General features: G+C 65.3%; 13 protein-coding genes. 6 read left to right on the top strand and 7 right to left on the bottom strand.

All coding sequences use genetic code 11. The features are described 5' to 3' along the window. Window positions 1-47: 47 nt before the first annotated feature. The 7 genes from pheC to apbC form a co-directional block, all read right to left on the bottom strand. The gene (gene pheC, locus VQ065_RS23525) at window positions 48-854 is read right to left on the bottom strand and encodes a cyclohexadienyl dehydratase (protein ID WP_003092003.1); all 807 of its coding nucleotides are present in this window, start codon (window positions 852-854) and stop codon (window positions 48-50) included. A 154-nt stretch (window positions 855-1,008) separates the two neighbouring features. Next, a complete protein-coding gene (gene rhlI / locus VQ065_RS23530; RefSeq protein ID WP_003092004.1) occupies window positions 1,009-1,614 on the bottom strand; it encodes an acyl-homoserine-lactone synthase RhlI in 606 nt (201 codons plus the stop codon). Window positions 1,615-1,793: 179 nt separating this feature from the next. After that, a complete protein-coding gene (gene rhlR, locus VQ065_RS23535; RefSeq protein WP_003119559.1) occupies window positions 1,794-2,519 on the bottom strand; it encodes a quorum sensing system transcriptional regulator RhlR in 726 nt (241 codons plus the stop codon). Window positions 2,520-2,643: 124 nt separating this feature from the next. Continuing rightward, entirely contained in the window at window positions 2,644-3,924 is a 1,281-nt protein-coding gene (locus VQ065_RS23540) for a glycosyltransferase (protein ID WP_003092007.1), read from the bottom strand. Window positions 3,925-3,989: 65 nt separating this feature from the next. Further along, entirely contained in the window at window positions 3,990-4,877 is an 888-nt protein-coding gene (gene rhlA / locus VQ065_RS23545; RefSeq protein ID WP_003092013.1) for a 3-(3-hydroxydecanoyloxy)decanoate synthase, read from the bottom strand. 423 nt (window positions 4,878-5,300) lie between these two features. Next, entirely contained in the window at window positions 5,301-5,867 is a 567-nt protein-coding gene (gene dcd, locus VQ065_RS23550) for a dCTP deaminase (RefSeq protein WP_003092017.1), read from the bottom strand. Window positions 5,868-5,967: 100 nt separating this feature from the next. Beyond that, a complete protein-coding gene (apbC, locus tag VQ065_RS23555; RefSeq protein ID WP_003092020.1) occupies window positions 5,968-7,062 on the bottom strand; it encodes an iron-sulfur cluster carrier protein ApbC in 1,095 nt (364 codons plus the stop codon). Window positions 7,063-7,192: 130 nt separating this feature from the next. Here apbC and metG point away from each other — a divergent pair, with 130 nt between their 5' ends. From metG to pldA, 6 genes are all read left to right on the top strand, one after another. Then, a complete protein-coding gene (metG, locus tag VQ065_RS23560) occupies window positions 7,193-9,229 on the top strand; it encodes a methionine--tRNA ligase (protein WP_003092021.1) in 2,037 nt (678 codons plus the stop codon). Window positions 9,230-9,262: 33 nt separating this feature from the next. Then, window positions 9,263-10,063, top strand: a complete 801-nt coding sequence (locus tag VQ065_RS23565; RefSeq protein WP_003092024.1) for a DUF4349 domain-containing protein — start codon at window positions 9,263-9,265, stop codon at window positions 10,061-10,063. Between the two features lie 86 nt (window positions 10,064-10,149). Beyond that, the gene (gene tse3 / locus VQ065_RS23570) at window positions 10,150-11,376 is read left to right on the top strand and encodes a type VI secretion system effector muramidase Tse3 (RefSeq protein ID WP_003092026.1); all 1,227 of its coding nucleotides are present in this window, start codon (window positions 10,150-10,152) and stop codon (window positions 11,374-11,376) included. Continuing rightward, window positions 11,373-11,810: a T6SS effector muramidase immunity protein Tsi3 gene (gene tsi3, locus VQ065_RS23575; RefSeq protein ID WP_003092029.1), complete on the top strand. Its 438-nt coding sequence runs from the start codon at window positions 11,373-11,375 to the stop codon at window positions 11,808-11,810. Before tse3 ends, tsi3 begins: the two co-directional genes overlap by 4 nt. A 294-nt stretch (window positions 11,811-12,104) precedes the next feature. Further along, window positions 12,105-14,531: a type VI secretion system Vgr family protein gene (tssI, locus tag VQ065_RS23580; protein ID WP_023127283.1), complete on the top strand. Its 2,427-nt coding sequence runs from the start codon at window positions 12,105-12,107 to the stop codon at window positions 14,529-14,531. Between the two features lie 3 nt (window positions 14,532-14,534). Beyond that, window positions 14,535-17,834, top strand: coding sequence for a phospholipase D (gene pldA / locus VQ065_RS23585; protein ID WP_003092035.1), 3,300 nt, complete (start codon window positions 14,535-14,537; stop codon window positions 17,832-17,834). Window positions 17,835-18,171: the final 337 nt, after the last annotated feature.

Here is an 18,171-nt window from a genome sequence, read left to right on the forward strand (position 1 = left end):
GCCAAGGAAGGCCGCGCGGGCCCGCGGCCAACCTCGCCGCCCCTGTACTACTTGCCGTGCGCGGTGGGCCAGCGGTATTCGAGCCAGTGCTCCATGCGCTGGCGCAACAAGCCGCTCTGCTCAGCGATGTGCAGCCACTGGTCGACGTAGCGCTTGAAGGCCTCGTCGCGCGGCAGCAGGTAGGCCTTCTCGGCGAAGTCGAAGGGTTGCTGCGGATGCACGGCGCAGAGTTCCGGGTGCAACCGCGACTGCAGGCGGGCCTCGATGGCGTCGGTCATCATCAGGTCGGCCTTGCCGTCGACGATCTGCTGGAAGATCGTCACGTTGTCCGGATGCACCAGGATCCGGGCCTTCTTCAGGTTCGCCCGGGCGAACTTCTCGTTGGTGCCGCCGGGGTTGACGATGGCCGTCACGCCCGGCTGGTCGATCTGCTCCAGGGTCTGGAAACGCGCTTCTTCGCTACAGAGGGTGATCGGCGTCTTGCCGTCGCGCAGGTAGGGAATCGAGAAATACGCCTGGCGCTGGCGCTCCAGGTTGATCGAGATGCCGCTCATGGCGATGTCGAAGCGGTCGTCGGCGAAATCGCGCATCAGGTTCGGCCAACTGGTCGGCACCACTACCAGCTTGGCCCCCAGGCTCTCGGCCAGGCGCTGCGCCATGTCCACGTCGAAACCGGCGTAACCGCCCTCTTCCGTGCGGTAGCTGAAGGGCTTGTAGTCGCCCGTGGTGGCGACGCGCAGCACGCCGCTTTCGAGGATGCGGTCGAGGCGGCTCTCCTGCGCCTGGAGGCTGGCGCTGGCCAGCAGCGCAAGGCAGGCCAGGGCCTGGACGAGATGGCGGAATGACTTCGGCATGGCGACTCCTCGGGATGGCGGACCGCAGAGAGACTACGCAAGTCGGCAGCCGCGGCCAAATCCCGGAATGCAGGGGAACGCCCGATGACGCCGGGGCGCGGGCCGAGCATGCGGCAGGAGAAGCGGAAAAAAGTGCGCGAAACGGCTGACGACCTCACACCGCCATCGACAGCGGTACACCCTGCAGCCATTCCGGGTGGTAGCGCAGCAGCATCTCCAGGCCGCGCTCCTGGTAGGCCGGGAAGCTGATCGCGACCAGCGTCTCGCCCTTGACCTTCTGTGGCGGGCCGAGGCGCTGGAGGATCACGCCGTTGCGAACGAAATAGCGCTCCATGGCCGTGGTGGTCACCGCCACCACCGAACTGGCGCCCAGGTACCAGGCGCATTGCAGGCTGGACCAGAATATCTTCATCGCCAGTTGCGGATCGTCCGCCGCGCTGGCGGCGTAGCGCGAAAGCTCCCAGACCGACGGATCGCTGGGCGGGGTTTCGCTGCACAGGTAGGCGAAGACGTCCTTGAGCAGGTAGGCGTCGGTCGTCGGCAGCAGGCGGGCACAACCGCAGATGCCCTGGCGGCCCATGGCGACGATGTAGCGGGTTTGCGGATGGTCGAACTGGTCGAATTCCTGGTCGCGGACCCTGGAGGTGGAGACCACGTCCCAGCCCAACTTCTCGATGAAGACTTGATGCCGGTAGCGTCCCAGCTCGGCGATCATGGCGGCGGAAAGCCCTTCCAGCGATTCAGAGAGCAATTCGATCATGACCAAGTCCCCGTGTCGTGCCGGCCGAGAAAAAAAGGCGGCATCCCTACCCTGATACTCCTGGGCCCTCTCAGTCGGAGGACATACCAGTACACACATGAGGGGGAAGACTAAAGGAGGATGAACGGCAGGCAACCTGCCAGATCTGGTAGGGCGCGCCGGCCGGCGCGCCCTACGCTTCAGATGAGGCCCAGCGCCGCGGCGTAGGCAGCAGCCAGCGTCTTGTTCGGCGCGTCGAACTTCTTCTGGATGTTCTTGTGGTGGAAGTTCACCGTGCTCTCGGAGATGCTCAGGATGATGGCGATTTCCCCGGAACTCTTGCCGTCGGCGGTCCATTGCAGGATCTCGCGTTCGCGATGGCTCAGGCAGACCGGGTTGGACATCAGCATCGGATGCTCCAGGTCGGTCAGCTTCTGGGTCAGCAACTCGATCATGCAACGCAGCCGCAGGCGGATTTCCTCGCGCTCGAAGCTGGAGATGTTCTGCTGGTCGCGCGCCACGGAAAGCACGCTGAGCAAATTGTTCGGCGCGCGGATCGGCAGGGTCGCGCCGACACAGAGGCCCCAATCGCGAGCCTCGTTCCAGAGCATCCGGCTCTGGTCGAACAGGCTGTCGCTCCAGACCACCATTTCCGAGGAGCGCAGGCCGTTGAGGATCGCCGGATCCACGGCCCCGTAGTTCTGCATCTGGTATCGCTCCAGCCAGGCCTTGGGATAGGTGCCATGGACCTCGGTCTTCGGCCGGGTGAAGGGAATCGTGTGGCGCACGCCATAGGCGTAGTAATCGAAGCCCAGGCGCCGCACTTCCTTTTCCAGGACGGCGAACACGCCCTGGCTGTCGTGGATCGGCTGCATCTCGCTACGCAAACCGTCCCACCACAGCAAAAAGCCTCCGTCATTCCTCATTGCAGTAAGCCCTGATCGATAAAATGCATCACAGCAGAATTGGCCCGGGGTATGACGCTGTCAAGCGCGCAGCCTTGCCGATACGGCAAAATCATGGCAACCCTATCTGTTATGCCAGCACCGTTCAGGACGCAGCCTTCAGCCATCGAGCATCCCCCTCCCTATGACAACGTTCGACCACCTGGGCCGCTTTACCGCAAGCGATACTGTGCGGTTGTGACAATTCCATGAAACGCCGACAGGCCGCCGCCATGGCCGGGTCCTCGAGCAAGCGCCACAACGCCCCGCGCAACTCCTGCTCGCGCAACGGCACGCCCAGGCGCATCCCGCAGCCGAGCCGGACCAGCCGTTCGGCATTGTCGAACTGGTCGTGGGCACAGGGCAGCAGCACCTGCGGCACCCCCGCCGCCAAGGCCAGGCTCATGGCGCCGATACCGCCCGGATGGACCAGCCCGGCGCACGATGGCAGCAAGGCTCCCAGTGGCGCGTAGGCGCGCTGCAGCACGTGGTTCGGCAAGCCGCGCAGCGGTTCCTGGCCGGCGCCGGTGAGGAAGATCCCACGCGCGCCGAGGCGTTCCAGCGCGCGCAGGGCCATGGCGTAGAAGTCGCCCTGCAGGTGTTCGGTCGAGCCCTGGGTGAACACCAGCGGCCGGCTGCCCTGATCGAGAAAGCGTTGCAGTTCGTCGTCGAGCGGGGTCCCCGGGATACTGCCGTCGAACAGCGGGAAGCCGGTCATGTGCAGGGGTTGCGGCCAATCCTGCTGGGGCGGCGCGAACCAGGCCGGGAACAGGCAGACCACGCCCTGCGGCGAATGCATCCATTGGGTGAAGATGCGCTTCACCGGCGTTTCCAGGCCGACCTTGCGGCGCACCGCGTTGATCTCCGGCGCGCAGGTGCGATCCAGCTTGAAGCGCTCGATGCAGCGCCAGAGCAGCTTGCGCATCGCCAGCGGCATCTGCTCGGGCACGTTGAACTTGGGGTGTACCGGCGGCAGGTGCGCCGACAACAGGGTCGATGGCGAGACCTGCGCGGACAGGTAGGGAATCCCGTACTTCTCGTGAGCGATGCGTGCGCCCAGCGCCCATAGCGAGCCGACCACCACGATGTCGTCATGGCGCTGCGCCGAGACGTACTCGTAGACCGGCTCGATCATCCCGGCGATGGCTTGCCAGAGCACGCCGAAGGACGTCTTGGGGTCCCACAGGCGCGGATCGCCCATGGTCCGGCGGTAGGTCAGTTCGTCGCTCAGCGGGACGAACGCGATGCCGTGCTGCTCCACCGCGTCGCGAAACACCGGGATGGTGCAGAGGCTCACGCGGTGCCCGCGCAGTTTCAGGGTCCGGGCCAGGCCGATGAAGGGAAATACGTCGCCGGCCGAGCCGATGGCGATGAGGATGGCGTGCATGGGGCTACTCCGTGCGTTATGCAACCGCAAAGCCCGGCCAGGCCGGGTCTTCGCAGGTCAAGGGTTCAGGCGTAGCCGATGGCCATCTCGTGGAATCCCGCCGCGCGTTCCGCCCGCTGCGGCTCCGGTTGCTTCAGCAGGTGCTCGAGCAGGGCGCGGTGCACGCGTACCGCTGCCAGCTTGGACTCCAGGTCGAGGAAATGCCCGGTGCCCTCCACCCGCGAGAAACTGCAGTGCGGCAGGTAGTCGCGGAACTGGCGGGCGTCCTCGGCGGTGGTGTATTCGTCCCAGCTGCCGTTGATGAAATGCACGTGGCTCTGGATCCGCTCCAGGCAAGCCAAGTAGCCCCGATCGTTGAGCGCCAGCACCTGGTCGATGTGAAAGCGCGCCTGCTCGTATTCGCCGGTGGCCAGCGAAGCCATGTGCTGATGGTTGCTGGCTTTCAGGCGCGGCGGCAGGTATTTGCCGACGGTCTCGTTGAGCAGATGGCCGATCGCCGACTTGTCGTCCAGCTCGATCAGCGCCTGCGCCCGCCCGACGTAGTCGAGCATCGCCTGGTTCAGTCCAGGGGCGAATGCCATCACCACCGAGCTGCGGATACCGCGCGGATTGCGCGACAGCGCCAGCAGCGTGGAGATACCGCCCCAGGACGCGGAGACCAGGTGATTGACCTCGAAGCGCTCGATCAGCGCCAGGAGGATTTCCACCTCGTCGTCCTTGGTGATCAACCCGCGCTGCGGGTTGTGCTGCCGCGACTGCCCGGCGAAGGGCAGGTCGAACAGCACCACGTTGAAATGTTCGGCCAGGCACTTGCAGGTCCGGGCGAACGAGGCGGTGGTCGCCATCGCGCCGTTGACCAGCATCACCGTGCTGCGCCCGGGATCCTGCCCAACGCGCTCGACATGTACCCGCAGGCCCTTGCAAACCGATACCAACAGACTTTCGCGCCGCATTTCACACCTCCCAAAAATTTTCGAACAGGCAAACAGCTATCGCTGCCACGGGTATCCCGGCATTACGTAGAGTTCGTTCTTATTGTTCGAACGGCAGACAAGTAACTCAGCGGCCATCCGCGCGGACCAGCCACGGCGGATGCGTACCCCTTCAGGCGAGGGGCTTGTGTGGGTCTTGCAGATCGGCCTGCGCAAACGATTGGCGTCCGTGTTCACGCGTAGCCGATGAACACTTTTTAGCCAATTCGAAAGCTAACGGTAACTGCCAGATTTCACAGGACGGGCGGTCGCCTGCGCATAAGCCCCTGCCCACCCGCGATAAGGCGTGCCAGAGCGGCCGGCGGGGAACAGCGAGGGGTTGGCGGAAAAGGCATGAAAAAACCGGGCGCCAGGCCCGGTTTCCGGTGTCGAAACGCTCTGGCGTCAGGCTTTTGGCAGGGTCACGCCGCGCTGGCCCTGGTATTTGCCGCCACGGTCCTTATAGGACACTTCGCAGGCCTCGTCGGATTGCAGGAAGAGCATCTGCGCCACGCCTTCGTTGGCGTAGATCTTCGCCGGCAGGTTGGTGGTATTGGAGAACTCGAGGGTCACATGGCCTTCCCACTCCGGCTCCAGCGGGGTGACGTTGACGATGATGCCGCAACGCGCGTAGGTGCTCTTGCCCAGGCAGATGGTCAGGACGTCGCGCGGGATGCGGAAGTACTCGACAGTACGCGCCAGGGCGAAGGAGTTCGGCGGGATGATGCAGACGTCGCTGTTGATGTCGACGAAGCTTTTCTCGTCGAAGTTCTTCGGATCGACCACCGCCGAATGGATGTTGGTGAACACCTTGAACTCGGCGGCGCAGCGCACGTCGTAGCCGTAGCTGGACACCCCGTAGGAAATCACCCGGCTGTCGTCCGCGCCGCGCACCTGGCGCTCGACGAACGGCTCGATCATGCCGTGCTCCTGAGCCATGCGGCGAATCCACTTGTCCGATTTGATGGTCATGGAGGGTGTCCTGTCGAAAGCTGCGAAAAATGATCGCGAATCTTACCGGGGCCGCCGCCCCAGGGCAAAGGCAGCCGTCGCCGACGGCTGCCCGAGCGCCTCAGTCGTCGCTGATGCTGATGTTCGGCAGGCCGACGCTGGCCCGCTCGCTGAGAACGATGCGCGCGCCGACATGGCGGGCGATTTCCTGGTAGAGCATCGCCAGTTGGCTTTCCGGGTCGGCGATCACCGTCGGCCGGCCGCTGTCGGCCTGGGTGCGGATGGCGATCGACAGCGGCATGGACGCCAGCAGCTCGACGCCGAACTGCGCCGCCAGCTTCTCGCCGCCGCCCTCGCCGAACAGGTGCTCGGCATGGCCGCAGTTGGAACAGATATGCACCGCCATGTTCTCCACCACGCCGAGCACCGGGATGTTCACCTTGCGGAACATCTCCACGCCCTTCTTCGCGTCGAGCAGCGCCAGGTCCTGCGGGGTGGTGACGATCACCGCGCCGGCCACCGGCACCTTCTGCGCCAGGGTCAGCTGGATGTCGCCGGTGCCCGGCGGCATGTCCACCACCAGGTAGTCGAGGTTGTCCCAGGCGGTCTGGGTGATCAGTTGGATCAGGGCACCGGAGACCATCGGCCCGCGCCAGACCACCGGCGTGCTGTCGTCGGTGAGGAAGGCCATCGACATCACCTGCACCCCGTGCGCCTCCAGGGGCTCGAACCACTTCTGCTCACGGACCTTCGGCCGGGTGCCTTCCGGCAGGCCGAACATGATGCCCTGGCTGGGTCCGTAGATGTCCGCGTCGAGGATGCCCACCCGCGCACCCTCGCGGGCCAGGGCCAGGGCCAGGTTGGCGGCGGTGGTGGACTTGCCGACGCCGCCCTTGCCGGAAGCCACCGCGACGATGTTCTTCACGTTGCCCATCACCTCGACCTGCGGCTGCGCCTTGTGCGGCTGGATCACGCAGTCGACCCGGACCTCGGCGCGAGCGACGCCGTCGAGCGCCTCCAGGGCCATTTGCAGGGTTTGCGCCAGGCCGTTCCTGAACAGCCCGGCGGCGTACCCCAGTTCCAGGCGCACCCGCACGCGGTCGCCCTGGATCTCCACCTCGCGCAGGCAGCCGGCGCTGACGGGGTCCTGGTTCAGATAGGGGTCCTGGTACTGGCGGAGGGTGGCTTCCACCGTTTGGCGAGTGATAGCGGACATGGGGGATTTCCTGAGGGTTAAGCGGGGAATCGATGCCGGTCATCCTACCCGAGTGGCGCGCGGATGAAAAAAAACCGCCGCTTCTTTATAGTGACCGATCCGTTTAGCTCTCAGCCGATAAGCCGAACCCATGTCCGAACCACGCAAGATCCTCGTTACCAGCGCCCTCCCCTACGCCAACGGTTCCATTCACCTGGGACACATGCTGGAGTACATCCAGACGGACATGTGGGTGCGCTTCCAGAAGATGCGTGGCAACCAGGCCGTCTACGTCTGCGCCGACGACGCCCACGGTTCGGCGATCATGCTCCGCGCCGAGCGCGAGGGCATCACCTCCGAGCAACTGATCGACGCCGTGCGCGCCGAGCACATGGGCGACTTCGCCGACTTCCTGGTGGACTTCGACAACTACCACTCGACCCACTCGGAAGAGAACCGCGAGCTGTCCAGCGCGATCTACCTGAAACTGCGCGACGCCGGGCACATCGACACCCGCCCGGTGACCCAGTACTTCGACCCGGAAAAGCAGATGTTCCTCGCCGACCGCTTCATCAAGGGCACCTGCCCGAAGTGCGGCACCGCCGACCAGTACGGCGACAACTGCGAGGCCTGCGGCGCGACCTACGCCCCGACCGAACTGAAGGACCCGAAATCGGCGATCTCCGGCGCCACCCCGGTGCTCAAGGAATCGCTGCACTACTTCTTCAAGCTGCCGGACTTCGAGGCCATGCTCAAGCAATGGACCCGCAGCGGCGCCCTTCAGGAGTCGGTGGCCAACAAGCTCGCCGAGTGGCTGGACAGCGGCCTCCAGCAGTGGGACATCTCGCGCGACGCGCCGTACTTCGGCTTCGAGATTCCCGACGCTCCCGGCAAGTACTTCTACGTCTGGCTGGACGCGCCGATCGGCTACATGGCCAGCTTCAAGAACCTCTGCGCGCGGCGTCCCGAGCTGGACTTCGACGCGTTCTGGGGCAAGGACTCCAGTGCCGAGCTGTACCACTTCATCGGCAAGGACATCGTCAACTTCCACGCGCTGTTCTGGCCGGCCATGCTCGAAGGCGCCGGCTACCGCAAGCCGACCGCGCTGAACGTGCACGGCTACCTGACCGTGAACGGCCAGAAGATGTCCAAGTCGCGCGGCACCTTCGTCAAGGCGCGCACCTACCTCGACCACCTGGACCCGGAATACCTGCGCTACTACTACGCCTCCAAGCTCGGCCGCGGCGTCGAGGACCTCGACCTGAACCTCGAGGACTTCGTGCAGAAGGTCAACTCCGACCTGGTCGGCAAGGTCGTCAACATCGCCAGCCGCTGCGCCGGCTTCATCCACAAGGGCAACGCCGGCGTGCTGGTCGGCGCCGATCCTGCGCCGGAGCTGCTCGCCGCCTTCCGCGAGGCCGCACCGGGCATCGCCGAGGCCTATGAGGCCCGCGACTTCAATCGCGCCATGCGCGAGATCATGGCCCTCGCCGACCGCGCCAACGCCTGGATCGCCGAACAGGCGCCCTGGGCGCTGGCCAAGCAGGAAGGCCAGCAGGACAAGGTCCAGGCCGTCTGCGGCCTGGGCATCAACCTGTTCCGCCAGTTGGTGATCTTCCTCAAGCCGGTGCTGCCGAAGCTGGCCGCCGCCGCCGAAGCCTTCCTCAACGTCGCCCCGCTGACCTGGGCCGACCACCGGACCCTGCTGGCCAACCACCAACTGAACCCGTTCCAGCCCCTGATGACCCGTATCGAGCCCGCGAAAGTAGAAGCCATGATCGAAGCCTCCAAGGAAGACCTCGCCGCCGCCGCATCCCAACCCGCCGGCAACGGCGAGCTGGTCAAGGAACCCATCGCCGCGGAGATCGACTTCGACGCTTTCGCCGCGGTCGACCTGCGCATCGCCCTGATCGAGAAGTGCGAATTCGTCGAAGGCGCCGACAAGCTGCTGCGCCTGTCGCTGGACATCGGCGACGCGAAGCGTAACGTGTTCTCCGGGATCAAGAGCGCGTATCCCGACCCGAGCGCCCTGGAAGGCCGCCTGACGCTCTATGTGGCCAACCTGGCGCCGCGCAAGATGAAGTTCGGGGTGTCCGAGGGCATGGTCCTGGCCGCCGGCCCAGGTGGCGAGGAGATCTACCTGCTGAGTCCGGACAGCGGAGCCAAGCCGGGCCAGCGCGTCAAGTAACGCAGACCACGAAGCCATGGAGGGCTCGATAGAATGAACGCATGGAAGCTTGCCGCCAGCGTCCTGCTGGCGGCGCTCTACGGATGCTCCGCCGAACACGCCGAAAGCGTCTCCGGCAATGCCGGTTTCCAGGGCGAGACGGGCAAACCCGGCACCGCCCTCGCCTACGAACACCGCGTCGGCATCCGCCTTTCCGCCGCGCGTATCGACGCGCAACTCGCCGCCAGCCGCGACGCCTGCAACAGCGAGCGCTTCGGCCAGTGCGACGTGCTCGCCATCGAACAACGCGGCGGTATCGGCCATTACGCCGAACTCACCGTGCGCATCGTCCCGGACGGCGTGGAGAAGCTGGTCGCGGCCGCTGCCGAGGGCGGCACGCTGGAAAGCCGGCAGACCCGCGCCGAGGACCTGGCCCAGGCGGTCGCCGACACCCGCCAGCAACGCGAGCGCCTGCAACGCGAGTACCAGACCCTGCAGCAATACCAGGGGCGCAAGGACATGAGCGTCGGCGACCTGCTGGCCCTGGCCAAGGAAATCGCCGCGGTGGAAGCCCAACTGGCCGACAACGCCCAGGCCGGCGCCCAACAGCAGCGGCGCATCGCCACCAACCTGCTGACCCTGAGCTTCAGCAGCGAGGCGCAGCCGGACAGCCGCCTCGGCCAGCTCGCCACGGCCGCCGGGCAACTGCTCGACGACCTTGTCGATGGCACCATCGCCGCGATGAAGTTCTTCGCCTACAGCCTGCCGTTCCTCGTCGTGCTGCTGCCGCTGGGCCTGTTGCTGCGCGGCCTGTGGCGCTGGCTGCGGCGGCCCGGCAAGAACGAGGCGCGCTGAGCCCAGGCATACGGGCGGACCGGGAGGGTCCGCTCTTTCGCCCAGGACCGCCTGACGGGCCTGGCAACTCACAAGGAGGAAGACCGATGACCGCCACCAGCGACCTGATCGAGTCACTGATTTCCTATAGCTGGGACGACTGGCAGGTGACCCGCCAGGAAGCCCGCCGGGTGATCGCCGCGATCCGCAACGACAACGTGCCCGATGCGACCATCGCCGCACTCGACAAGAGCGGCTCGCTGATCAAGCTGTTCCAGCGGGTGGGCCCGCCGGAACTGGCGCGCTCGCTGATCGCCAGCATCGCCGGGCGCACCACCATGCAGCGCTACCAGGCACGCAATGCCTTGATCCGCAGCCTGATCAACAATCCCCTGGGCACCCAGACCGACAACTGGATCTACTTCCCCACCATCACTTTCTTCGACATCTGCGCCGACCTCGCCGACGCCGCCGGTCGCCTGGGCTTCGCCGCGGCCGGCGCCACCGGGGTGGCCAGCCAGGCGATCCAGGGTCCGTTCAGCGGGGTCGGCGCCACCGGCGTCAATCCGACCGACCTGCCGTCCATTGCCTTCGGCGACCAGCTCAAGCTGCTCAACAAGGACCCGGCGACCGTCACCAAGTACAGCAACCCGCTCGGCGACCTGGGCGCCTACCTGAGCCAACTGTCGCCGCAAGACAAGCTGAACCAGGCACAGACGCTGGTCGGCCAGCCGATCAGCACGCTGTTCCCCGACGCCTATCCGGGCAACCCGCCGTCGCGGGCCAAGGTCATGTCCGCGGCTGCGCGCAAGTACGACCTGACGCCGCAACTGATCGGCGCGATCATCCTCGCCGAGCAGCGTGACCAGACCCGCGACGAAGACGCCAAGGACTATCAGGCGGCAGTCAGCATCAAGAGCGCCAACACCTCCATCGGCCTCGGCCAGGTGGTGGTCTCCACCGCGATCAAGTACGAGCTGTTCACCGACCTGCTCGGCCAGCCGGTGCGCCGCGGCCTGTCGCGCAAGGCGGTCGCCACCCTGCTGGCTTCCGACGAATTCAACATCTTCGCCACCGCCCGTTACATCCGCTACGTCGCCAACCTGGCGTCGCAACAGGACCTGCGCAAGCTGCCGAAGACCCGCGGCGCATTTCCCTCCATCGATCTCCGCGCCTACGCCGGCAATCCGCGCAACTGGCCGCGGGACAATGTCCGCGCGCTGGCCTCGGAATACACCTCGCGGCCCTGGGACGACAACCTGTCGCCGGGCTGGCCGATGTTCGTCGACGATGCCTACGCCACCTTCCTCGACCCTGGAATGAGGTTCCCATGAAGACAGTCGCCCTGATTCTCGCCAGCCTCGCCCTGCTGGCCTGCACCGCGGAGTCCGGGGTGGACTTCGACAAGACCCTGACCCACCCGAACGGCCTGGTGGTGGAGCGCCCCGTCGGCTTCGACGCGCGGCGCAGCGCCGAGGGCTTCCGCTTCGACGAAGGCGGCAAGCTGCGCAACCCACGCCAACTGGAGGTCCAGCGCCGGGACGCGCCGCCCCCGCCCGACCTGGCGAGCAGGCGCCTGGGCGACGGCGAGGCGCGCTACAAGGTAGAGGAAGACGACGGCGGCTCCGCCGGCAGCGAATACCGCCTGTGGGCAGCCAAGCCGGCGGGCGCGCGGTGGATCGTGGTCAGCGCCAGCGAGCAGAGCGAGGATGGCGAACCGACCTTCGCCCTGGCCTGGGCGCTGCTGGAGCGGGCCAGGTTGCAATAGAACCGCTCTCTGCGGAGTGCCGGACGCTCCGTGGAACCTCCGTCGATCCGGGCGGAGCAGCATCCTGCTCGGGTTGCGGTAGCGCTTTTTCGCTCAGTCTGCGCCCATCGGATTTTCCCTGACATATTTTGTTTCATAGTACTGAGACTCAGGCGCGCCGCGGTTTTCCGGCGATGTGCGCAACAATTTGCACAGTTTTTTTGACGTAGCATCCGCGCGATCACGCACTTCGGATCGAGCACGGCGAACAGGGACGCCAGCCGTGCAGGTTTTTCGAGAAACAGGGGACAGCGGATGTTCAACCCGGCCAACCAGACCCACTTCAGCCTCAGCCTCGACGGCCTCCGTCACGACCTGCAGGTTCTCGAATTCAGCGGCCACGAAGGCATCAGCCGGCCCTACCGCTTCGAACTCGAACTGGTCAGCGAGCGCGCCGGCCTCGACCTCGAAGCGCTCATGCACCGACCCGCCTTCCTCGCCTTCACCCCGCAGGGCCAGGGCGTCCACGGGCTGGTCTACGGCGCCGCCCAGGCCGACGCGGGCAAGCGCCTGACCCGCTATCGCCTCACCCTCGTGCCGCAACTGGCCTACCTCGCGCAGCGCAGCAACCAGCGGATCTTCCAGCACCTCACGGTGCCGCAGATCGTCGCCCTGATCCTCGAGGAGCACGGCATCCTCGCCGACGCCTACCGCTTCCAGCTCGGCACCCGGTATCCCGAACGCGAATACTGCGTGCAGTACGACGAAAGCGACCTGCATTTCGTCCAGCGCCTCTGTGCCGAAGAGGGCATCCATTTCCATTTCCGGCACAGCACCGAGGCGCACCTGCTGGTGTTCGGCGACGACCAGACGGTGTTCCCCCGCCTGGGCCGTCCCACCGCCTACGTGCACGACAGCGGGCTGGTCGCCGACGAACCGGTGATCAAGCGCTTCAGCCTGCGCCTGGCCAGCCGCACCACGCGCACCACTCGCCGCGACTACGACTTCGAGAAGCCGCGGCTGCTGCTGGAGGCCGGCAATCGCCCCGCTGCCGACGCCCCGGCCGAGCCGGACCTGGAGGACTACGACTACCCCGGTCGCTTCGTCGATCGCCAGCGCGGCAAGCTGCTCAGCCAGCGCGCCCTGGAGCGGCACCGCGCCGACCGGCGCCTGGGCGAAGGGGTCAGCGACCAGCCGCTGCTGGTCAGCGGGCATTTCCTGGAGATCGCCGAGCACCCGCGCGCGGAGTGGAACGACCTGTGGCTGCTCAGCGAAGTCTTCCACGAAGGCAAGCAGCCGCAGGTGCTGGAAGAGAACGTTACCTCCGACACGTCGGCCAGCACGGACGACTTCCAGCAGGGCTACCGCAACCGCTTCCTCGCCACGCCCTGGGAGGTGTTCTTCCGCCCGCCGCTGGAGCACCCGAAGCCGCGCGTGCTGGGCAGCCAGACCGCGGTGGTGACCGGCCCGCCAGGCGAGGAAATCCACTGCGACCGCTACGGCCGGGTCAGGGTGCAGTTCCACTGGGACCGCGAGGGCCAGGGCGACGACAAGAGCAGTTGCTGGCTGCGCGTAGCCAGCGGTTGGGCCGGCAACGGCTATGGCGGCATCGTCATTCCGCGGGTCGGCATGGAAGTGCTGGTGGACTTCCTCGAAGGCGATCCCGACCAGCCGCTGGTCAGCGGCTGCGTCTACCACGCCGCCCACCCGGTGCCCTACGAGTTGCCGGCGAACCAGACCCGCAGCGTCTTCAAGAGCCTCAGCAGCCCTGGCGGCGGTGGCTACAACGAGCTGCGCATCGAGGATCGCAAGGGCCAGGAACAGATCTTCGTCCATGCCCAGCGCGACTGGGACGAGAACATCGAGCACGACCAGAAGATCCGCGTCGGCCACGAACGCCACGACACCGTGGAGGCGAACAGCTACAGCGAGTTCAAGGCCGAGGAGCATCACACCGTGCACGGAGAGCGCAAGGTCGAGCTGAAGGCCGATGACCATCTGACGGTCGGCGACAGCCAGCACGTGAAGCTCGGTCGTGCCTACCTGGCCAGGGCCGGGCGCGAGATCCACCTGAAGGCCGGGCAGAAGATGGTGATCGAGGCCGACAGCGAACTGACGGTGAAGGCCGGCGGCAGCTTCATCCGGCTTGACGCAAGCGGCATCGCCATCAGCGGCCCGCTGGCACGGATCAATGCAGGCGGCGCACCGGGAAGCGGCTCGGGGATCGCGATCAAGATGCCGTTGACGCCGGGGGCGGCGGACGCCGATGTCGCAGGACGCCCGCTACAACCCGCCAACGCCGGTCTCCACGCCAGCGATCCGAAGCAGAACGGCGAATACCGCTTCGATATCCGTTTGCAGGATATTCCCGGAGACGAAGGATTCCCCTTGATTCATACGCCCTGGCGCATCGTCCAGGGTAAGGAGCACAACCTGGTATTGGAAGGCGAGAGCGACGAGAAGGGACGGTTGGTGCTGGACGACACTCAACAGCGTCAGCTATCGAACGCCTGCGAGCGTGCGCCTGGCGATGTCTGGCTGGTGTATCCGGGGCAACGAATAGGCATCCGTCCGCATCGGGAGCGTGAGGGTTGGGACGCCACGCGCCACGCGCTGGGCGCGCTGGACTTCCATGACACCCTGGGCGGCCAGCGCGCGCCCACCCCGCTCGAACACCAGCGCGGCAAGCTCGACAGTTGCTGCGAAGGCGACCTTTATTCCCACCTACTGGCCAAGGACTGATCCATGTTGCAGAAGAAGCCCTACAACGGCCTCCACGAAAAGGAACTCAACCAGATCAACCAGCAGGATGGCAGCCCCTGCGTAGCCATTTCCGCACCGGGCTGTTTCATCAAGGGGTCCAACCTCTTTTCCGAAAAGCGGGCCGGTAACCGGGTCCGCTTCTTCACCACCGGCCGGGACTACTTCAGCGACCTGGCCAGCGCCCTCGACAGCGCCAGTTCGAGCATCTTCATCACCGGCTGGCAGGTCAACTACGACGTCCTCCTCGACGGCCGCCGCAGCCTCTGGCAGTGCCTGCGCCAGGCGCTGGAGCGCTCGCCCGCGCTGAAGGTCTACGTGATGCCCTGGCTCAGCCCTTCCGGCAGCCTCGGCACCTATGACTTCGAAACCATGCTCGCGGTGTTCCAGCTCAACGCCGGACTCGAGGGCGGCGCGCGCGCCTTCTGTACGCCGGCGATCCAGCAGAGCGACATGCAGGGACTGGGCGTCGCCTTCTCCCACCACCAGAAATCCGTGGTGATCGACAACCGCATCGGCTATGTCGGCGGGATCGACCTTGCCTATGGCCGTCGCGACGACAACGATTTCAGCCTCGACGCCTCCGGGCGCCGGGGCAACGACGCCTATAATCCCGGCCTACCGCATCTTGGCTGGATGGCGGAGGACGAACACGTCAGCTCCATGGGCCTGATGATGGCCACCCTGTTCGACCTTTCCAGGCCGCTCGCCAGCCTGACGCTGCATGCGCCCACCCTTCGCCTGTCGCCCTTCCCGCACATCGCCGCCAGCGACGAACCGCTGCTGAGCATTCCCCTCGCACCCAGCCGCGCCCGCGCCCTCAACGGCGCCGCCTACCTTTCCGACCTGTTCCGCAGCCCGATGCTGCCCTCCCTGCAATGGCTCGGCCGCGCCTACAACAGCTCGAAAGAAGGCCTGGACGAAGGCTTCGAACGGCTCGATGCGCTCAGGCGGCAGATGGTCGCCAGCAGCATCCGCGCCATTGCCAACCTGATCGCCGACAACCTCGACGCCCTGCCCATCGAGCCTGAACTCGAACGCCGCCTGCGCGCCTGGCTGGAGGAACTGCGCACGGCCGCGCTCAACCTGCCGGAAGCCCTGCGGATCAAGAGCCTGCTCCTGATCAACCAGTGGATGAGCGAAACCGAACTGGGCCAGGTCCTGACCCTGATCAGCGGCAAGGGCTTCGAAGATATCCCGCAGAACCTGAGCGGCAAGGCCGGCGAGTTGGCCGGCTCGCTGTTCTGGACACTCCACAGGCTGTTGCAGGCTCGCGCCGGAGGCCACCAGCAACCCTATCGCTACCTGGACGAAGCGCCTCAGCCATTGGCCTCGCCGGACAACGCCCGGCTGGCCGCCGACCAGCCGCGCATGCCCTGGCAGGATGTGCATTGCCGCATCGAAGGGCCGTCGGTGTACGACCTGGCGCGCAACTTCATCGACCGCTGGAACGGCCAGCAGGCCTACCTGGCCAAGACGCCGGCGCTACAGGATACGGCGCTGGTACGCAGCGCCCTGGAAGCCGTGATGAAGTGGCTGAACAGCCTGGCCGCCGCCGCGGGATTGGAGAACTACCTGGACGAGAAGCGCAACCTCCGGCTCGAACTGGACCCACCCACGCCCTGCTGGATCAACGCGCCGGAACAGTTGCCGCAAGAGCCGGAGGTGCGCCGCGGCGGCATGACCGTACAGGTACTGCGCAGCGCCGCGGCGCGCATGCTCGAACAGGAGCAGGCCGGCCGCCTCGGCGCGGGAGTGAACCTGCCTTTGCAGGTCGGCGTCTCCACCGAAGGAGTCCAGAGCAACTGCAAGGACGCCATGCTCCTGGCGATTTCCGGGGCGCAGCAGTTCATCTATATCGAGAACCAGTTCTTCCAGAGCGAGTTCGGCAAGGAAGGCGAAGTTTTCAAGGATCTGCCCCTTTCAGGCCCCATGGCCAGTCTGCGCGACGTTGGCAGCCTGCGACGCGACTTCGTCGTCCGGATACGCTTGGAGGAAGCCCTGGAGCAGCGCGACCTCTGGCTGCTGGACTGGGCCGAAGTGGAGAAGATCGCCCAGGAGCCTGGCACCGAGGCCCGCCAGTTCCTCAAGTCGATGCTCGCCATGTGGGGCGTGAACGCCCAGGGCTGGCTCACCCACAAGCTCGGCGAGGCCCAGCACGGCCTGCTCAACGAGATCGGCGAAGCCCTGGCGCGGCGCATCGAACGGGCCATCCAGCGCGAGCACCCGTTCCACGTCTACCTGGTCCTGCCGGTGCACCCGGAGGGCGCGCTGAACGTGCCGAACATCATGCACCAGGTGCACCTGACCCAGCAGAGCCTGGTGTTCGGCGAACAGAGCCTGGTCAAGCGCATTCAGCGGCAGATGGCGCTCAAGGCCCTGGAAGGCAAGTCCGACCCGGCCCAGGCCCGGGAAATCATCGAGCGCAAGGACGCTCGCGGTCGCCCGGTCTACGAACAGCAGGACTGGAGCCGCTACCTGACCCTGCTCAACCTGCGCACCTGGGCGGTGCTCGGCGGGCGGGTGGTCACCGAACAGATCTACGTGCACAGCAAGCTGCTGATCGCCGACGACCGGGTGGCCATCCTCGGCAGCGCCAATATCAACGACCGCAGCCTGCAAGGCGAGCGCGACTCCGAGCTGGCGGTGATGGTGCGCGACAGCGAGCCGCTGACGGTCAGGCTGGACGGCAAGAACGACGCCATCGTCGGCAAGGCCATCCACCAGTTGCGGGTGAATTTGTGGAAGAAGCATTTTGGCTTGAGCCAGGGGCCAGGCGGTTTCGTCAAGCCGGCCAGCGAGTTGAGTGCTTATCTGTCCATCCCGGCGGCTCAAGAGGCCTGGGAAGCTATACAAACATTAGCCAAGGAGAATACTCGTGCCTATGAACGGACTTTCAATTTTATTCCCCAAAATATCAGCCAGACTCAACTGCAACTGACTCCAGAGCCGCCTAAAGGATTTGAGGACGGATTTCCCGCCTCCATATGGCCAACCTGGGCATACAGAAAACCTGGCGAGTTAAGGGCGGGCGGACAACTGATGGAGCCGATGCCATATCAGGAAATCTTCTGGCGCTCATCTAATCTCACTTCGGTGAAAACCTTCCCACCACCCAACGGGGTTTCCGGTTTCATCACGGCTCTACCAACCAGTTGGACCCGTGGTGAGCGCAATGATTCTGGCTTGAATCTAAGCATCCTGGCACATCAGGACAGCAGATCGCTTCCCACCCAGGTCGCCATGAATGGAGATAGCTCGGCACAAGGAAAGCATCGCACATGAAAAGGGTTTTGATGGGTCTTATCCTATTGAGCAGCTCGAATATAACTTGGGCAGAAGCCCCCTCAAGTAAATACCAGGAGTGTCTGGGTCGAATGACCTTCGAGATACCGGAGGAGATGGAGTGGGCAACTTATGATGCCTCACGAGTCTGGCAGATATCCAAAGGGGGGGGGCATAACTTTACCGCCGAGGTGACCGCCGTAGGTGACAACGGCAGCTATGACTACGACAGTATGATTTTTTACGTTTCCGAAAAGGTTGATAAAAATGAATTCCATAACGCCTCAAACTACATAAAAGGAACAGCAGAAATATACCAAGACCATCTTAGAGAAAA

Origin of the sequence: Pseudomonas sp. KBN10P06128 (assembly GCF_037574945.1) — a bacterium.
In the GTDB taxonomy this organism is placed as follows: domain Bacteria; phylum Pseudomonadota; class Gammaproteobacteria; order Pseudomonadales; family Pseudomonadaceae; genus Pseudomonas; species Pseudomonas aeruginosa.

Excerpts from the sequence above, each read along its gene's own strand:
- VQ065_RS23540 (WP_003092007.1), bottom strand. The coding sequence starts at position 3,924 with ATGCACGCCATCCTCATCGCCATCGGCTCGGCCGGCGACGTATTTCCC.
- tse3 (WP_003092026.1), top strand. The coding sequence starts at position 10,150 with ATGACCGCCACCAGCGACCTGATCGAGTCACTGATTTCCTATAGCTGG.
- apbC (WP_003092020.1), bottom strand. The coding sequence starts at position 7,062 with ATGTCCGCTATCACTCGCCAAACGGTGGAAGCCACCCTCCGCCAGTAC.
- rhlR (WP_003119559.1), bottom strand. The coding sequence starts at position 2,519 with ATGAGGAATGACGGAGGCTTTTTGCTGTGGTGGGACGGTTTGCGTAGC.
- tssI (WP_023127283.1), top strand. The coding sequence starts at position 12,105 with ATGTTCAACCCGGCCAACCAGACCCACTTCAGCCTCAGCCTCGACGGC.
- dcd (WP_003092017.1), bottom strand. The coding sequence starts at position 5,867 with ATGACCATCAAATCGGACAAGTGGATTCGCCGCATGGCTCAGGAGCAC.
- pheC (WP_003092003.1), bottom strand. The coding sequence starts at position 854 with ATGCCGAAGTCATTCCGCCATCTCGTCCAGGCCCTGGCCTGCCTTGCG.
- rhlI (WP_003092004.1), bottom strand. The coding sequence starts at position 1,614 with ATGATCGAATTGCTCTCTGAATCGCTGGAAGGGCTTTCCGCCGCCATG.
- tsi3 (WP_003092029.1), top strand. The coding sequence starts at position 11,373 with ATGAAGACAGTCGCCCTGATTCTCGCCAGCCTCGCCCTGCTGGCCTGC.
- pldA (WP_003092035.1), top strand. The coding sequence starts at position 14,535 with ATGTTGCAGAAGAAGCCCTACAACGGCCTCCACGAAAAGGAACTCAAC.
- metG (WP_003092021.1), top strand. The coding sequence starts at position 7,193 with ATGTCCGAACCACGCAAGATCCTCGTTACCAGCGCCCTCCCCTACGCC.
- VQ065_RS23565 (WP_003092024.1), top strand. The coding sequence starts at position 9,263 with ATGAACGCATGGAAGCTTGCCGCCAGCGTCCTGCTGGCGGCGCTCTAC.
- rhlA (WP_003092013.1), bottom strand. The coding sequence starts at position 4,877 with ATGCGGCGCGAAAGTCTGTTGGTATCGGTTTGCAAGGGCCTGCGGGTA.